General features: G+C 61.7%; 15 protein-coding genes. 10 read left to right on the top strand and 5 right to left on the bottom strand.

Annotation, left to right across the window (positions count from 1 at the left end; translation table 11 throughout):
* Window positions 1-11: 11 nt before the first annotated feature.
* The 4 genes from SH292x_RS10265 (at window position 12) to SH292x_RS10250 (ending at window position 3517) form a co-directional block, all read left to right on the top strand.
* Entirely contained in the window at window positions 12-509 is a 498-nt protein-coding gene (locus tag SH292x_RS10265; RefSeq protein ID WP_442485516.1) for a peptide chain release factor family protein, read from the top strand.
* Between the two features lie 43 nt (window positions 510-552).
* Window positions 553-1233 carry an HAD family hydrolase gene (locus tag SH292x_RS10260; RefSeq protein WP_442485515.1) on the top strand — a complete coding sequence of 227 codons (681 nt, stop codon included), beginning with the start codon at window positions 553-555 and terminating at the stop codon, window positions 1231-1233.
* 20 nt (window positions 1234-1253) lie between these two features.
* Entirely contained in the window at window positions 1254-3002 is a 1749-nt protein-coding gene (gene polX / locus SH292x_RS10255) for a DNA polymerase/3'-5' exonuclease PolX (RefSeq protein ID WP_442485514.1), read from the top strand.
* 107 nt (window positions 3003-3109) lie between these two features.
* On the top strand, window positions 3110-3517 hold the full coding sequence (locus tag SH292x_RS10250; protein ID WP_442485513.1) for a hypothetical protein: 408 nt from the start codon (window positions 3110-3112) through the stop codon (window positions 3515-3517).
* A gap of 54 nt (window positions 3518-3571) precedes the next feature.
* Here the strand turns inward: SH292x_RS10250 and SH292x_RS10245 are convergent, their stop codons facing one another.
* Window positions 3572-4588: a PDZ domain-containing protein gene (locus tag SH292x_RS10245; protein ID WP_442485512.1), complete on the bottom strand. Its 1017-nt coding sequence runs from the start codon at window positions 4586-4588 to the stop codon at window positions 3572-3574.
* Window positions 4589-4820: 232 nt separating this feature from the next.
* On the opposite strand from SH292x_RS10245, the gene SH292x_RS10240 reads away from it, so the two are divergent.
* From SH292x_RS10240 to SH292x_RS10230, 3 genes are all read left to right on the top strand, one after another.
* Window positions 4821-5405, top strand: coding sequence for a hypothetical protein (locus tag SH292x_RS10240; protein WP_442485511.1), 585 nt, complete (start codon window positions 4821-4823; stop codon window positions 5403-5405).
* Window positions 5406-5604: 199 nt separating this feature from the next.
* A complete protein-coding gene (locus SH292x_RS10235; protein WP_442485510.1) occupies window positions 5605-6990 on the top strand; it encodes a trypsin-like peptidase domain-containing protein in 1386 nt (461 codons plus the stop codon).
* Window positions 6991-7101: 111 nt separating this feature from the next.
* Window positions 7102-8019, top strand: a complete 918-nt coding sequence (locus tag SH292x_RS10230; RefSeq protein WP_442485509.1) for a thiamine-phosphate kinase — start codon at window positions 7102-7104, stop codon at window positions 8017-8019.
* A 77-nt stretch (window positions 8020-8096) separates the two neighbouring features.
* Here the strand turns inward: SH292x_RS10230 and hemB are convergent, their stop codons facing one another.
* The gene (gene hemB, locus SH292x_RS10225) at window positions 8097-9119 is read right to left on the bottom strand and encodes a porphobilinogen synthase (protein ID WP_442485508.1); all 1023 of its coding nucleotides are present in this window, start codon (window positions 9117-9119) and stop codon (window positions 8097-8099) included.
* A 127-nt stretch (window positions 9120-9246) separates the two neighbouring features.
* Between hemB and SH292x_RS10220 the strand changes: the two genes are divergently transcribed.
* The gene (locus tag SH292x_RS10220) at window positions 9247-9669 is read left to right on the top strand and encodes a hypothetical protein (protein ID WP_442485507.1); all 423 of its coding nucleotides are present in this window, start codon (window positions 9247-9249) and stop codon (window positions 9667-9669) included.
* Window positions 9670-9772: 103 nt separating this feature from the next.
* Here the strand turns inward: SH292x_RS10220 and SH292x_RS10215 are convergent, their stop codons facing one another.
* Window positions 9773-10819 carry a serine/threonine-protein kinase gene (locus SH292x_RS10215; RefSeq protein ID WP_442485506.1) on the bottom strand — a complete coding sequence of 349 codons (1047 nt, stop codon included), beginning with the start codon at window positions 10817-10819 and terminating at the stop codon, window positions 9773-9775.
* 75 nt (window positions 10820-10894) lie between these two features.
* Window positions 10895-12604, bottom strand: a complete 1710-nt coding sequence (locus tag SH292x_RS10210) for an adenine deaminase (RefSeq protein WP_442485505.1) — start codon at window positions 12602-12604, stop codon at window positions 10895-10897.
* A 335-nt stretch (window positions 12605-12939) separates the two neighbouring features.
* Here SH292x_RS10210 and SH292x_RS10205 point away from each other — a divergent pair, with 335 nt between their 5' ends.
* Window positions 12940-14469, top strand: coding sequence for a DUF6666 family protein (locus SH292x_RS10205; protein WP_442485504.1), 1530 nt, complete (start codon window positions 12940-12942; stop codon window positions 14467-14469).
* A 92-nt stretch (window positions 14470-14561) separates the two neighbouring features.
* Window positions 14562-15032, top strand: coding sequence for a TraR/DksA C4-type zinc finger protein (locus SH292x_RS10200; protein ID WP_442485503.1), 471 nt, complete (start codon window positions 14562-14564; stop codon window positions 15030-15032).
* A gap of 147 nt (window positions 15033-15179) precedes the next feature.
* Here SH292x_RS10200 and SH292x_RS10195 read toward each other — a convergent pair whose 3' ends face one another.
* Window positions 15180-15629 carry a nucleoside deaminase gene (locus SH292x_RS10195; RefSeq protein WP_442485502.1) on the bottom strand — a complete coding sequence of 150 codons (450 nt, stop codon included), beginning with the start codon at window positions 15627-15629 and terminating at the stop codon, window positions 15180-15182.
* Window positions 15630-15631 lie beyond the last annotated feature (2 nt).

Raw genomic sequence — 15631 nt, 5'->3', positions numbered from 1 at the left:
AGCTGAAGCGAATGCCGACGCACCCTGCCACGCTCCCGATCGACGACTTGCTCGCCCAATGTTCGGCTACCACCACACGGCGATCGGGACCAGGGGGACAGCATCGCAACAAGGTCGAAACCGCCGTGATACTCACGCACGCGCCGACCGGTATTTCTGCCGAGGCCAATGAGCGTCGCAGCCAGGACGCCAACCGCCAGGAAGCCCTCGCACGCCTCCGCGTTCGGCTGGCCATCGAGATTCGCACTCCCGCAAACGAACCAACCGAGCTCTGGAAGCAGCGGACCGCTGGCGGTCGTATTGTCGTCAGCTCGACGCACGACGACTTCGCCCCGCTGCTGGCCGAAGCACTTAATCACCTCGCGGCGATGGACTTCGAAACCTCGGCAGCTGCCGACCAGTTGGGCGTCTCTCCAACGCAGCTTGTAAACCTCGTGCGCAAATCGCCTGCGGCCTTTACGAGGCTGAACGCCGAGCGCGAGAATCGAGGTCTTCGCCCGCTGAAGTAACCGGACCTTCTCCGATTGCCCCCACGCGCCCTACAATCGGGGCATGAAAGTATGCTTCTTTGATATCGATGGCACCCTGATCGCCAGTGGCGGGGCAGGGCAGCGCGCATTCGCCCAGGTGTTCCGCGACCGTTTCGGCGTGGAACAGATTTCCAAAGCCATCGGCTTCGCCGGGCGGAGCGATCGCGCGATCGCACTCGATCTGATGGCCGCGCACGACATCGAGCCCTCGGACGAAAACTGGCACGCGTTTCAGGACGACTATCTGAAGGCCCTCCCCATCTCGCTGGCCGAATGCGAAGGCTGCGTGCTGCCCGGCGTCGAGGCAACCATCGCCCGCTTTGCAGAGACCAATCACATCGGGATGGGATTGCTCACCGGCAACGTGGTTCGCGGAGCCCAGGCGAAGCTCACGCACTACAACTTGTGGCATCACTTCGCGTTTGGCGGCTACGGCGATCACCACAGCAGCCGCGACGACATCGCCCGCTCGGCCGTAGTGGCGGCAGGCGAGTACCTGAAACTCTCGCCCAACGGCGACTCGAAGTTTGCCGTGATTGGCGACACCGTACACGACATCACTTGCGCCCGCGCGATTGGTGCCTATGCCGTCGCCGTGCCGACAGGTTTCACATCGATGGACGAACTGCGGGCGGCGAAGCCCGACCTGGCGGTCGAAACGCTCGAAGACATCGACGCGTTGTTCGAGTGGTTTGAATCTTAAACTTGGAGAAGACGCTGGTCATGGAAAACCGCGAGATCGCCGCCGTATTCGATAAGATGGCCGACCTCTTGGAGTTCCAAGGGGCCAACCCCTTCCGCGTTCGGGCCTATCGCAACGGATCGCGGCGACTCCAGGACCTGCCCGACTCGGTGAGCGGGCTGGTCGAAGCGGGCGAAGACCTCACCAAGATCGACGGCATCGGCAAAGATCTGGCCGACAAGATCGCGGTACTCGTGAAGACGGGCGAACTACCGCAGCTCAATGAATTGCTCGCCGAGATTCCGGTCGGAGTCCTGACACTGCTTCGCATTCCAGGACTGGGTCCGAAAAAAGCCGCGGCGATCTACAAAGAGCTCGGCATCGAAACCCTCGCCGACCTGCGAGCTGCTTGCGAAGCGAAGAAGATTCGCGACCTTAAGGGCTTCGGCGCGAAGACCGAGGAGTCGATCCTCGCCGGCATCGGCCTCGCTGAGCACGCGGGCGATCGGATCTACTGGGCGACCGCCGACGAGATCGTACAGTCGCTTGTCGCGTACCTCAAGCAGTCCAAGGCCGTCAAGCAAATCGAAGCCGCCGGCAGTTACCGCCGTGGCCGCGAGACAGTGGGCGATCTAGACATCTTGGTCGACGCCAAGGACGCGTCGGCAGTGATGGACCATTTCGCCAAGTTTCCCGAAGTCGCCGAGACCATCGCGCGAGGCGACACGAAGATGTCGGTGCGGCTGCATTCGGGTCTGCAAGTGGATCTTCGCGTGGTCCCCACCGAGTCATTCGGAGCGGCGCTCCAGTACTTCACCGGTTCGAAGGAGCACAACATCGTGCTGCGGGGGCTGGCGAAAGATCGTGGGCTGAAGATTAGCGAGTGGGGCATCTTCCGCGTGGAGAAGGATGGCCCTGGTAAAGAAGAAACCGAAGAGTATCTCGCCGGCAAGACCGAAGCCGATCTGTACGCGGTGCTCGACCTGCCCGTGTGCCCCCCCGAGCTTCGCGAAAACCGCGGCGAGTTTGCCTACAAGAAAAAGAGCGACATCCCCAAACTGGTCGAACTTGCCGACATCGAGGGCGACTTGCACATGCACACCTCGGCGACCGACGGCAAGGAGACCATCCGCGCGATGGCCGCCGCCGCCCAGGAACGCGGTCTTAAGTACATCGCCATCACCGATCACTCCAAACGCGTGAGCATGGCCCGTGGCCTCGACGCAGCTCGACTCCGCGAGCAGTGGGACGAGGTGGATCGCGTGAACAAGGAGCTCGATGGCTTTACCGTGCTCAAGGGGATCGAATGCGATATCCTTGAACGCGGCGGCATGGATCTCGACGACGACGTGCTCGCCGAGGCCGATTGGGTGATCGCAAGCGTTCACTACGGTCAGAACCAGGATCGCGCGCAGATTACCGAACGGATCCTTGGCGCGATTGAGAATCCCTGGGTCTCTGTGATCGCCCACCCCACTGGCCGGCTGATCAACAAGCGCGACCGCTACGCCGTGGACCTCGAAGCGGTCATGAAAGCCGCGGCGGCAAATGGCAAGCTGCTAGAACTAAACGCCAACCCCGCGCGGCTCGACCTCGACGACATCCAGTGTGCCCGCGCCAAGCAGCTTGGCATTCCGATCGTCATTAGCAGCGACGCCCACAGCATCGGTGGCCTCGACGTCCTGCGCTACGGCGTAAAACAAGCCCGCCGCGCGGGACTCACCGCCAAAGACGTGGCGAACACGCGAAGCTGGGCGTCGCTAAAGAAACTGGTTCGCCGGGGCGAGTGATCTCGGCCTGACTCAGAGGGGGCATTAGAATGCCACCTTGAAATGTCCCCCAATTGATCCTCGTTTAGTCTCAACATCGCCCTCTTACTCTTGTACGGACAATTCAGATGAGCCATCAAACGGTCGAGGCATCGAGCTTTGAAGAATACCTTGCCAGCGATGACGATTCGCTTGAGGATCGTGCCGCTCAAGAAGTCGACCGCAACGAACGGCTTTCCCGCTTTCCGTACAGCGTCATGCTGAAGGTGGCGTTTCCCGAACGCGATTTTGCGAACCGTTGGTGCTGGCAACACTTCGGACCATGCGATGGGGAATGTACACAACAGTACTCCGAATACCGCGCATGCCACCGGAACGAGTCTCATTCGCATGTCGGCAATTGGACATCGCATTGGTTCGTCAAGACCGACTACAATTTCGGCTTCAGCGAATGGTATTTCGCGGAGAGTGTGGATCGCGACAGGTTCGTCGCGAATGTTGATAGCGTTAATTGGGGCGAACACTTCCCCAAGTAGTTCCCGGGGGCGAACACGGCACCGTAACTCGAGCCCCGTTAGGGCAATCGTGCCCTACCGCTCGTTCAGCGGCGTATCGGACATCCAGTCGGCGTCGGTCAGTTTGGCGGATAGCTCGACTTCTTCCTCGCCCCGCTGGACGACGATCTTCACCGTGTCGCCGGGGTCATGCTGGCCGATGTGATTGGTGAGCGTGTCGAAGCTGTCCACTTCCGCCCCCTCGAACTTCAAGATCGCATCTCCTTCGCGAAAGCCAGCGAAGGCGGCGGGCGTGTTGACGTGCACTTGGCTAACCGTTGGCGGACTGCCATCCATAAGCCCAACGCCAAGCATCGCGCGACTCTTGAGCCGCACTCGCAGTTCGGGTCGCGCCTTGCGTAGCTCGTCGACGAGCTCCATGTTGGCATCGGTTTCGATGAGTTCGAGGACTTGTAGGCCTGGAATCTCTGCCAGCTTGCGGGCCACCTTGTTGTCGAGCCCGTGCGCCGCAACCTTCAGCGCGGCAATCTGCCGCAGCTTGGTTAGTTCCAACAGATCGCTCGGTTTGCCCAGCCACTCTTCGCGGTTGATGCTCACCTTTACTTCGACCCCGATGGTAAGCGCAGTGATGGATTCGGAAGAGACTTCAAACGCGGCACCAAGTACTTCCAGCTTTTGCCGGCAGAGCTCTTCGTAGATGTCCGCGAGGGACACTTCCGCATCGCGGACCATCGCCGGGAAGCGCTTGTTTCCTGCCAAGAGTTCGAGCGCGGCGATTTGCAGCTCACTGTCCTTCGACAACGACATCTGCTTGAGTACCCATGCCGCTCGGTCGGCCACTTCGAGCGACTCGCTATCGAGCGAGGTCGCCAGGTAGGGCAGGGCCACCGGACCCGCGGCCAGTAAGTGATCGGTGGCCGCTTCGCGGATGGCGAACTTCCGCGAGTCGAGATCGCGCGACCACGCGGCGAGGTGCTCGGCGTCGACAACGGCGAGAGCGGTCGCCGGCGCAGCCTCTTCGCCACGCGACACGGTCGTGAAAATCGCGAGCGCGGCTAGGCCGACGCCAAGTTGAAACGCTGCCAACTTCACCGAGAACTCCCAAGGTTTCAAAGGTGCTGAACTCTAATCGAACCCTCTCCGGCCGGCTACACCGCTCGCTGCAAGCAACGCTGGCATCCAGGCCCGCAGTGAAGATAGCCAATGTACGTCGTCGCTGCGGGTTATGCAAAAGTTGCGTCCCACGTCCAGCCGATCTAACCGGCAGAGATGGCACGAACGGCTGCTGTCATTTTACCCTTCAGGCCCTTGGCGTCGACGAATCGTGCTCGGTTCCCTCGATAACTTCCGCCGGCAATCCGCAGCTTTCGGGCTCGTGTGCGCGCTGTGGTTGGTGGGAGGCTGCGCGGCGGTCCAACGGGAGCCGGGCTGCGGCTGCCCCGACTGCCAAACCGGGCAGGGCTATGCCGGTCGAACCGGCGACATCAACGTCGTGGGCAAGTTCACCAACGACTTCCACAACCTGGTCATTGGTTCCGAAGACGAAGCAGAAGCACCAGAAACCGGGCCCGAGCCCGTCACTTCGCGGCCGAAACGCCAAGTTGCGTCGAGCAAGCCTTCGAGCAAATCGTCAAGCAAACCCAAGCCTCGCGTCGTCGAGGCCGAGCAAGTGGCCATGACCACCGGCCCGACCACGAGCGAAGTAGTCGGTGCCCCGGAAGCAGTGATGGCCGCGCCCGCTGCCCCGTCCTCCGAGCCGTGCATGACGGTCGACAACGGCGGCTGCGCGCCAGGGCCGCTCGTCTCTGGTCCCGCGGGGCGATTCTTTCCGGTGCCCGCGTGGCCCGTCTTTTCGCCACCGTATGGGCCCCCATACGGGCCACAGTCTGGTGGGTGCGAGCTTCGCTAGCACTTGAGGCTCGGCGCGTGTCAAGCTGCGTCGAGTATGCCGCCGCCGGCCTGTACGTTTTAAGCCGGTCGTAGGGCCAGGTCGATTTCACCCAAGCACGCCCAGCTTTGGTTCGGGCAGGCACCCGCATCGATCATCACCCGCCACGCGTGGACCCGCCCCGCGTGTCGAGCTCGCCCCCTTCGACCCAGTGCCCACCATGCCCGATACCTGCCAAGCCCGCCAAGTAGGGCGAATGATTTCGTTGGCTCTTGTTGTCAGTGGTTGCTTCACGGCAATTACTGCCCATGCCAAAGAGGTCTCGCCCGAACGTTTAACTCCACTCGTGCGGGCGGTGCAGAAGGCAAGTCCTTCGGTCGTCAACATCCAAGGTCAAAAGACCGTCAGCGATTCGGCTACTGGTCCCGCGGACGCAACGCGCCAAGTCAACGGCATGGGCACCGGCGTGGTGATTGATCCGCGTGGTTACATTCTCACCAACCACCACGTCGTCGATGGCGTGAAGCAGATCAACGTCACGTTCGCCGATCGCCGCAAGTACGTGGCAAAGGTCGTGGCGTTCGATCCCCGTACCGACCTCGCGATCATTCGTGTTCGCACTTCACACTTGCTGCCTGTCGTCACGGTTGGAACTTCGTCGGACCTCATGCCCGCCGAAACCGTGGTCGCCGTGGGCAATGCGTTTGGTTACGAGCACACCGTCACCGTCGGCATCGTCTCCGCGCTTCACCGCGATGTGCAGGTAAGCGAGACGCAATCGTACGACGACCTGATCCAGACCGACGCCAGCATCAATCCGGGCAATTCCGGTGGTCCGCTCTTGAACATCGACGGCGAGATGATCGGCGTCAACGTCGCGGTGCGTGCGGGTGCTCAGGGTATTGGGTTCGCCATCCCCGTCGACTCGGCGATGGAAGTGGCCGCGCGGCTGATCAGCACCGAAGAGGGCGAGAATCGCTGGCACGGCCTGACACTGCGTTCGGAGCCGGCTATGCAGCAAGTAGTGGTCGATCACGTCGCCCCCGGTAGCCCCGCCGATCAGTACGGCTTCCGCCCGGGTGACATCATCACCCAAGTCGGCGAACTCAAGACCGAGCGCCGCCTCGATGTCGAACGTGCCCTGCTCGGCACCAGCAACCCGCTTGCGGCAGAGGTGAACCGCAACGGCCAACAAGTGTCGCTGCAAATCGCGGCGACTCCCGTCCAGTCTCGCCGTGGCATGGCTTCGGCCTCCTCGACTGCTAAACGCTCAGCCTCATGGGAAACGTTGGGTGTCGAGCTGACCCCCGAGCCCGCGAGCACCTTCGCCGGCAAGAAGTCGCAGTACCGCGGTGGCCTACGAATCGTCGAGGTCCGTCCCAATAGCCCGGCCGAACGCGAAGGCCTGACACCAGGCGACATCCTTGTCGGCATGCACAAGTGGCAGACCTCGACGATGGAAGACGTCGACTACATCCTGTCGAAGTCGGGCGTGCCACAGATGGACGAAGTTCGCTTCTACATCGTACGGAACAACGAGACGCTCTACACCGACATCAACGTTGCCGCGGCGGCGACCACCGCGCCAGCCACGCTGCGTCGCTAACCGCCGCGTGAACAGGTTCGAGGCGAAATTCGGCCCTTGCGTCGAGCCGTGAAACCTGCCCCAATGGCTTGAGTTCCCCCCGCTCAAGCATTGCACGCAGGATCCACCGCCATGGAACTCGAGTTCGTCCGCTGGCTCACCGAGCAGATGGCCACGCGGCCGCAGGTGGTGCTTGGCATCGGCGACGACGCGGCGGTGGTCGAGCTGCCGGCCGCGACTCAGTTAGTTGTCGCGGCCGATATGCTCACGGATGGCGTCCACTTCGAAGTCGGTAAGCACTCGCCCGAGCGGATTGGCCGTAAATCGCTCGCCGTGAACTTGAGCGACCTCGCCGCGATGGCCGCCACGCCACTGGCGTGCGTGGTGTCGCTCAACGTGCCTCGTGAGCACGCCAAAACCACGCTGCCGCAGCAGTTGATGCGGGGCATCGCTGAACTCGCCGACGAGTTTGCGTGCCCCATCGTGGGTGGCGATACGAACGTCACCTCGGGACCGCTGGTGGTTAGCGTCACCGTGCTGGGTTCCGTGGCGACTCAGAAGTTCTGGACACGTAGCGGCGCGCAGGTGGGCGATCGACTGCTGGTTACCGGTTCGCTCGGCGGTAGCATCGCGGGGCATCATTTCGATTTCACGCCGCGAGTGACCGAGGCTCTCGCGCTCGCCGCGATGTTCGACATCCACGCCGCGATGGACATCAGCGACGGGCTCTCACTCGATCTCTCGCGCATGCTCGAAGCTAGTGGCGTCGGCGCGATCGTCGACCCACCACGCGTGCCGATCACTAGCGCCGCCCGCGAGCTCACCAAAACCAGCGGCAAAACGCCCCTCGACCACGCCCTCAACGACGGCGAAGACTTCGAACTCTTGCTGGCTGTATCGCCGCAAGTTGCCAAGCAACTACTTCAAGAGCAACCCTTAAGCTGCGGACTCTCCGACGTGGGCGAAATCACCGCGGAGAAACAACTCTGCCAGCGCGACAGCGAGGGAAACGTCACTCCACTCCAAGCCCGCGGGTTCGAGCACAAGTAGCCGAGTGGGTTCACTGTGGGAGGACTCTCCGAGTCCGAAAGCGAAGTTCGGGGTCGGAGACCCCTCCCACAGCACACTCAGTCCCGCAGCATCTCCGCCGCTTCGAGCGCGAAATACGTCAGCACGCCGTCAGCCCCCGCGCGCTTGAACGACAACAGACTCTCCATCATGACTTTGCGGAGATCGAGCCAACCTCGCTCCCCCGCGGCGCACAGCATGGCATACTCGCCACTCACCTGATAGGCGAACGTCGGTGCGGCGAACGCTTGCTTCACCCGCGACACCACGTCGAGGTACGGCATGCCGGGCTTCACCATCACCATGTCGGCCCCTTCGGCCAGATCGAGAGCCACTTCGCGGAGCGCCTCGTCCGTGTTCGCGGGGTCCATCTGGTAGGTTCGCTTGTCCCCTTTGCCGAGGTTGCCCGCTGAGCCCACCGCGTCGCGAAACGGCCCGTAGAATGCCGATGCGTACTTCGCGGCGTAGGCCATCAACTGCACTTGCTCGTATCCCGCCGCGTCGAGCCCGCGGCGAATCGCGCCGATGCGACCGTCCAGCATGTCCGACGGCGCGATGACGTCGCACCCCGCGGCGGCTTGCACCTTGGCTTGTTCGACGAGCACTTCGATGCTCTCGTCGTTCACCACGTAGCCATCGCGGACCAACCCGTCTTGCCCGTGGCTCGTGTAAGGATCAAGTGCTACGTCGGCGAGCACACCAATTGCGTCGCCATACGCCAGTTTCACGGCGCGAATCGCACGGCACATTAGGTTCTCGGGATTGAGTGCCTCACGGGCGTCTTCGGTCTTCAAGTTGGGAGGTGTCGCCGGAAACAGTGCCACGACCGGAATGCCTAAATCCACCGCACGCCCCACCGCCTCGACCGCCATGTCGATCGACAGACGCGACACACCGGGCATCGACGCAATGGGGGTCGAAACCCCGTGGCCTTCCTGCACGAACAGCGGCCAGATCAGATCGCTTGGCGACAACGAGTTCTCGGCCACCAGTCGCCGCGACCACTCATGCCGACGGTTGCGGCGCAGGCGTGTTTCGGGATACTGTCCCCATGGACCGGTGGATTGGGAGGAACTCGACATAGCAGGCGAAACGATCGAAAGAGGACATTCGGCGAAACTGCCCTCCATTATCCTCACGCGAATCCCTAAAATCTAGCGACACCATTCTGAGACCGCTCCGCTTGCCGATGCACGCTGCTCACTGAACATGACACAACGCCCCAAAATCTCCGTCGGACCCTTCCACTTCTTCTCGACCGGCATTCGCATCTCCGGACGGCCGACGATGGAGGAATGGAATGGCCCGCTGCAGTTCGCCATCTGGTGCCAGCGGGCGGGCCCGTGGTGGATCGGTGATCTGATCAACGCGGGCGAGGATGGATTCGGCGAATCCTTCTCTCAGATGTGCGAGGGCTTGGTCTCCACCGAAATGCTAAGCCGCTACGCCTCGGTCGCTCGCCGTGTGCCGTTCGAGAATCGCCACCCCGATCTTTCATGGTCCGCCCACGCCGCGGTTGCACGGCTGAGCGTCAAAGACCAGAAGCAAGCACTCGCTATGGCGCTTCGCGAAGGTTGGACTAGCGAGGAGCTTCGGGTGAAGGCTCGCGAGTGGAAGTCGGAACCCCGGTAGGGGAGAAAGTGGAGCAAGCTGTAGGAGAGCTCACTCAACCCAACAAGCTGTGGGAGGGCTCTCCGAGCCCGATGATCGAAAGGGACCAAAACCGCCACCGAGATCACCGATTCTGTGCGATCGCCACGATCACGCCCACCAGCGCTACGAGTCCGATGACGATCGCCAGTAGCTTGACGTTCATCGGGCGCGCTTCGCCACCTCCGCTTCCCTGAACCAATCGCTCGGTGAGATTCTTCGCGGGCTCGGCGGGTGTGGTTGCGATCGCGGCTTCGGTCGGCGCCTTCGCCTGCGCAACTACCGACGTGAAGTCGCTCTTTACCTGGCCACCTTCCAGAATCGATTCCAGTGCTTCGCGCACTTCACACGCCTTGCCGGGACGATCTGCCGCGCTCTTGGTTAAAAGCCGCTTGATTAGATCGTCGAGCGCCTGCGGGCGATCGTGCCGCGGTCCATCGATCACCGGAATTTCCGTGAACAGGTGGTGCTCGAAGATCTCAATGATCGTCGCACCGTCGTAGGGCACATGACCGGTGAGCATCCGGAAAAGCAGGCAACCCAGCGCATACGTATCCACCGCACCGGTGAGGGCTTCTTCGCCGCGCACTTGCTCGGGAGCCATGTAACGGCACGATCCGACCGTGTTACCACTCATCGTGAGTTTGTGCAGCTCGGGATCGCGCGCAAGGCCGAAGTCGCCGAGCTTGACGTGGCCATCCGAGGCAAGGAACAAGTTCGCTGGCTTCAAATCGCGATGGATGATGCCGCGCTCGTGCGCGTGTTCGAGTCCCTTACAAATCTGAATCGCCACTTCCACCGCTTCGCGCCACGGCAGCACGGCCCGGCGCTTGAGCACTTCGTCGAGCGTGCCACACTCGACCCACTCCATCGCAAGGTAAATCTTGTCTCCATCCAATCCGCAGTCGACGTAGCGAACCACGTTGGGGTGATCGAGCTTTTGCAGCACCGACACCTCGCGGACGAAACGGTTCTGGATATCGGGGTCGCCCGCCACCCGCTCGTGCATTAACTTCACGGCCACGAGCTCGCCCGTCTCTCGGTGGCGAGCTTTGTACGCCGCCCCCGCGGCACCCGAACCGAGGGTCTCCATTACTTCGTAATCACCGACTAGTTGCACCACGCTACCCATTACAGAGACCTTTGTGCCGCCTGGCAGAGAAGGAATGGGAGTGAGAATACCACCCGTCCGAGCGGGACGCAACTTTCACTCGACCAGGTCCGTAAACTCGAACTTCCCGCCATCAAATAAACCCAGATCACTCAGCTTGAGGGCCGGAATGACAAGCAGTGCCATGAACGACAGGGTCATGTACGGCGCACGCAGCGGCGAACCCCATGCTTTGACCAGCCGGTCAAGCTTCCCGTACGCGGTGCCGACCTCTTCGCAGGTCCCCGTCGCCATCAGTCCGGCAACCGGCAGAGGTAGTACCTCGGCGGCCCCCTCGCTCACGCACGCCGCACTCAATCCACCACCGCTGTCCATTACCAGATTGATTGCCGCCACGAGGTCGGCATCGTCCACACCCACGGCAATCACATTGTGCGAGTCATGAGCAACGCTCGAGGCGAGAGCCCCCCGCTCGAGTCCAAAGTTCTTGATGAACGCGACGGCCGCCGGCGCAGCGCGGTAGCGATTCACTACTACTAATTTCAAGATGTCGCGCCCGGTGTCGGAAACAATGGATTTAAGATCGACAGCAGGTAGTGGGTCCTCAGTGATCTGGGCAGGAAGCACCGAAACAGTTTTTGCGCCCTCACTATTAACGATGCGCGCGGACAGCTCTAGGCAATTGGTAACGAGTTGACCATCAACTGCTTCGATCACCCGTATCATCTGCTCGTCGCGAATCGAGACGACGTCGAGCTCGGAGAGCCCGACATGCCGTGGTTGAAACTGATTCACGACCTTCGGCTCGATGCGGGGCAGGGTGGTCATGCCGCGCTCGGCGACACACTCGCCATCGATCCAGGTCCGCAGGACGTTGAACTCTTCGAGCGAGTCGACCTCAATGAAGTCGGCCGCATCACCCTCGCGAAGCTGCCCCACCGGTAGCGAGTAGTGCTCGACCGGTGTCACGCACGCTGCGCGGAGCACCTCGAACAAATCCACCCCGCCAGCGACAGCACGGCGCACGAGTGCGTTGATGTGCGCGACTAGCAGCTCGTCGGGGTGCTTGTCGTCGCTGCACAACATCGTCATTCCCGGATGCTCGCCGATCAGCGTGTAGAGCGCGTCGAAGTTCCGCGCTGCGGAACCTTCGCGAATCGAAATCTTGCAGCCCACCGCGAGCTTGTCGATCGCTTCGTCCTTGGTGAAGCACTCGTGGTCGGTCGTGATCCCTGCCCCGAAATACTCGGCGGCTTGCTCTCCCCGCAAACCGGGCGCATGGCCATCGACTGGCTTGCCGATCTTCTTCGCCGCGGCCACTTTCGCCAGGCACTCGGGATCACCATGCAGGATGCCGGGGAAGTTCATCATCTCGCTCAAGTAACCAATCCGCGGATTGGCGAGCAGCTGCTCGACCTCGGCCACGGTGATCGTTGCCCCGGCGGTCTCGAACGTCGTCGCGGGGACGCACGAAGGGGCGCCAAAGCAGAACTTGAACGGAGTCTGCGCGGCGTTTTCGAGCATGTACTCCACCCCCGCCACGCCGAGCACGTTGCCAATCTCGTGCGGGTCGCTCACTGTCGCCACCGTGCCATGCACCACCGCCGCCCGCGCGAACTCCGTTGGCACGAGCATCGAACTCTCGACATGCACATGGGCGTCCACAAACCCTGGCAATAGGTAAGTAGTGGGCGTCTCATCGGGCGTGGGCGTAATGCGGACGATCTGCCCCTGCTCCCACACAACCTCCGCCGGAGTGATGGTGCGCTGGGCGATGTCGACAACGTTGGCAACTAGGCGAGGCATACTGAGTATTTGATGATTTAGCGTTGGAAGGAAAAAGGCGAGCGGACGCCGTAAGGCGTCTGGTGGTTCCGCGGCTGATTATCACTCTCTTGATCAGTTCGTTGAGTCAGTCAGTTCCGCAGTGACAGCACAGGCTAACCGCATTTGCCCCCGCGCTCCAGCACTGCTAGCAGGGGCCTGCGAAATTTAGTGAAACTTTTCCGAAAGTAACGGTCGTGCGGTGGCCGATAGTTTCTTCCAGGTACGAAATCCTGGGGGGCCCAGGCGAACTGGAAGCAAATCTGCGCTACCGGTGTTGCCTTACACCCTGATTGCCCCCCGAAAGGATTGGACCGATGCAACGCCTCCCGAAGTGCATCTCGTCGACTGCTATCGCGTTTGCCGCCGTTCTTGTGCTCAGCCAAGCCCACGCCGAAGAGCTGCAGTGGGTTCACAGCTCGCAGCAGAAGGCCGCCGCCAAGCCCGTCGTTTCGCCTCGCACCGCTACGAAAGTTGGCGGTCGCTCGCAGGCCCAGGCTCCGACGCTGCCAGCCAAGCAGCCCACGTTCCGCCAGCCCGAACCGCTGCGTTCCACCGCGAACGCCAAGCCGCTCGCAGCGAAGCAAGTGGGTGCTCCTGAAGTAGGACCCAACCCCGCGCCACGTTTGGCGTCGGCCCCGATGCGGAACCCTCGACAGCCTCAAGGCCGCGGTGTGGTTCGCACGCAGCACGCCGAATACGAAGAAATTGCTGCTCCGCAAGGAATGCACTCGGGTGCTTCGATGCACGAAGGCCCTGTGATGGAGTTCCACGAAGGAGAGGTGGGTGGCTACGAACTGGGCGACTCCATGTACTACGGTGGCGAAGTGGGCTGTGCGTGCCCCGAGTCGACCTGTGGTTGCTCGGGTCCCTGCAGCTGCGGCGGCTGTGTCGTCGGTGAAACCGGCTGCGGATTTGCTGGCCCCACGTGCTCCTCGCCTTGCTGCGGCGACTGCGTCGAGGGTGGCTGCACCTGCGGCGATGCTTGCGGATGCGGCGACGCTTGCTGCGACGAAAGCTGCAAGCCCTGGCCGCAAGCCTTGTTCGGCTGCGACGATCGCGGCTGCGTTCCCATCTTGTGGGCTCCTCCCGTGAAGGAGTTCGTGCTGTTCGCTGGTGTTCATGGCTTCAAGAATCCCCTGGACGGCAATCGCGACGGTGGTAACTTCGGCTTTCAAGAAGGTTTCAATCTCGGCGGCAAAATGGCGTGGCTCCCGTGGCCCGGACTCGGATATCAGTTCGGTTATCAAGCCGCCCAGAGCCAATTGAGCGGCGATAGCAACTCGGGCAGCAACGGCGCTCACTCGCAGCACTTCGCGACCATTGGGGTGTTCGAACGCAATCCGATGGGCCTCCAGTGGGGCGTGGTGTGGGACTTCCTGCACGACGAACGTCAGGGAGCCAACGACTACGGCCAGGTCCGTGGCGAAATCGGTTTTAAGAACTGCACCAGCCGCGAATTCGGTTTCATGTTCGCTGTGAACAGCAACAAGAATCAAATTAATGACAGCAACTACCGCGTCGCCGACCAGTTCCTGCTCTACTACCGCCTCTACGGTCATCAAGGTGGCGACCTGCGTGCGTATGCCGGTCTGTCGGACGATGGCAACGGCATCTTCGGCAGCGAGTTCCAACTGCCGCTGAACGATCGTTGGTCGCTGCAAGGCAACTGGCGTTACTTGATTCCCAAGGAAGGCGAAAACGGCAGCGGTGCCGAAGACGAAGCTTGGAATCTCGGCATGAACCTGGTCTGGCACTACGGTTGCCGCGCCAAGTCGTGGAACTCGCGTCCCTACCGCCCGATGTTCAACGTGGCCGACAATGGCAGCCTGATTGTGGTGGATTAGTCTTGATTGTGATGGATCAGTAAAGGCCTCCTCGATTCGAAACACGTGGACTGTTGCGTAGCACGGACGAACTGGCGACAATCGTCCGTGCTATGCTCCGTAAAACGCTTCACTGCCGAAAATGTGGCTTTCGAACCATCGCCGGGACCGACGATCTCGTTGCGAGGCTTCGGCTGGTGGGACAGTTCCGGCGGGACAAGGAGCCGGACGAGGCGATCGTCGAAGCACTGCTCCCCGAGTACACCCCGCTAATGACTTGCCCCATGTGCAAGTCGATTGGCCTGGTGGCCGAGGACGCGGATACCGAATGGGACGATACGGACGACTGGCAAGCCGCGGTGCTTTGCGAGATCTGTCGCAAGCCAATCGATCCCGAGCGACTGGAGTACCTTCCCGACACCCGGTGTTGCACCGACTGTCAGCAGAAGAGCGAATCGGGCACGCTGCCCGATGATGACCCGGACTTCTGCCCGCGCTGCGGAGCTCTCGTCGAACTCCGAGTCAGCCGCGGCAGCGGAATCACACGCTACCGCCGCTTCTGCACTGGCGGATGCCGGTTGTGAATGCCCAATGTCGAAATACCCAATGACCAGCTGGGCTTGTGGGAGGGCTCTCCGAGCCCGAAGTCCTGCGATTGAACTTTGCTTCCAATCGGCCTCAGAGAGCCCTCCCACAGAAGCTTGCATTGGTCATTGGTGCTTCGTCATTGGTCATTTAATTTCGCCGATGTCTTCGTTCCACAGTTCCGGATAGTGAGCGATGAAGTCCCGCATCAGGGCGATGCACTCCTCGTCGCTGACGATCTCAAGCTCCACGCCGCGGCTGCGGACGTAGTCTTCAGGTCCTTGGAACGTTACGTTCTCTCCGACCACGATTTTCGGAATCTTGTACAAGAGCGCCGCACCACTGCACATGTCGCAGGGACTCAGCGTCGAGTACAGTACCGAACGCCGGTAGTCCGCGGGGCTCAGGCGGCCGGCGTTTTCGAGGCAGTCCATTTCTGCGTGCAGGATCGCGCTAAACCGCTGCTCGCGGCGATTGTGCCCCCGGCCGATGATTTCGCCATCGATTACCAGCACCGAACCGATGGGAATTCCCCCTTCTTCGGCCCCCATTTTCGCTTCGGCGATCGCGGCGGCCATGAATTCGTCGTGGGGCATGG

Origin of the sequence: Aeoliella fuhlenseeensis (assembly GCF_052161615.1) — a bacterium.
Classification (GTDB): domain Bacteria; phylum Planctomycetota; class Planctomycetia; order Pirellulales; family Lacipirellulaceae; genus Aeoliella.
This window is presented reverse-complemented; position numbering and strand designations above follow the sequence as displayed.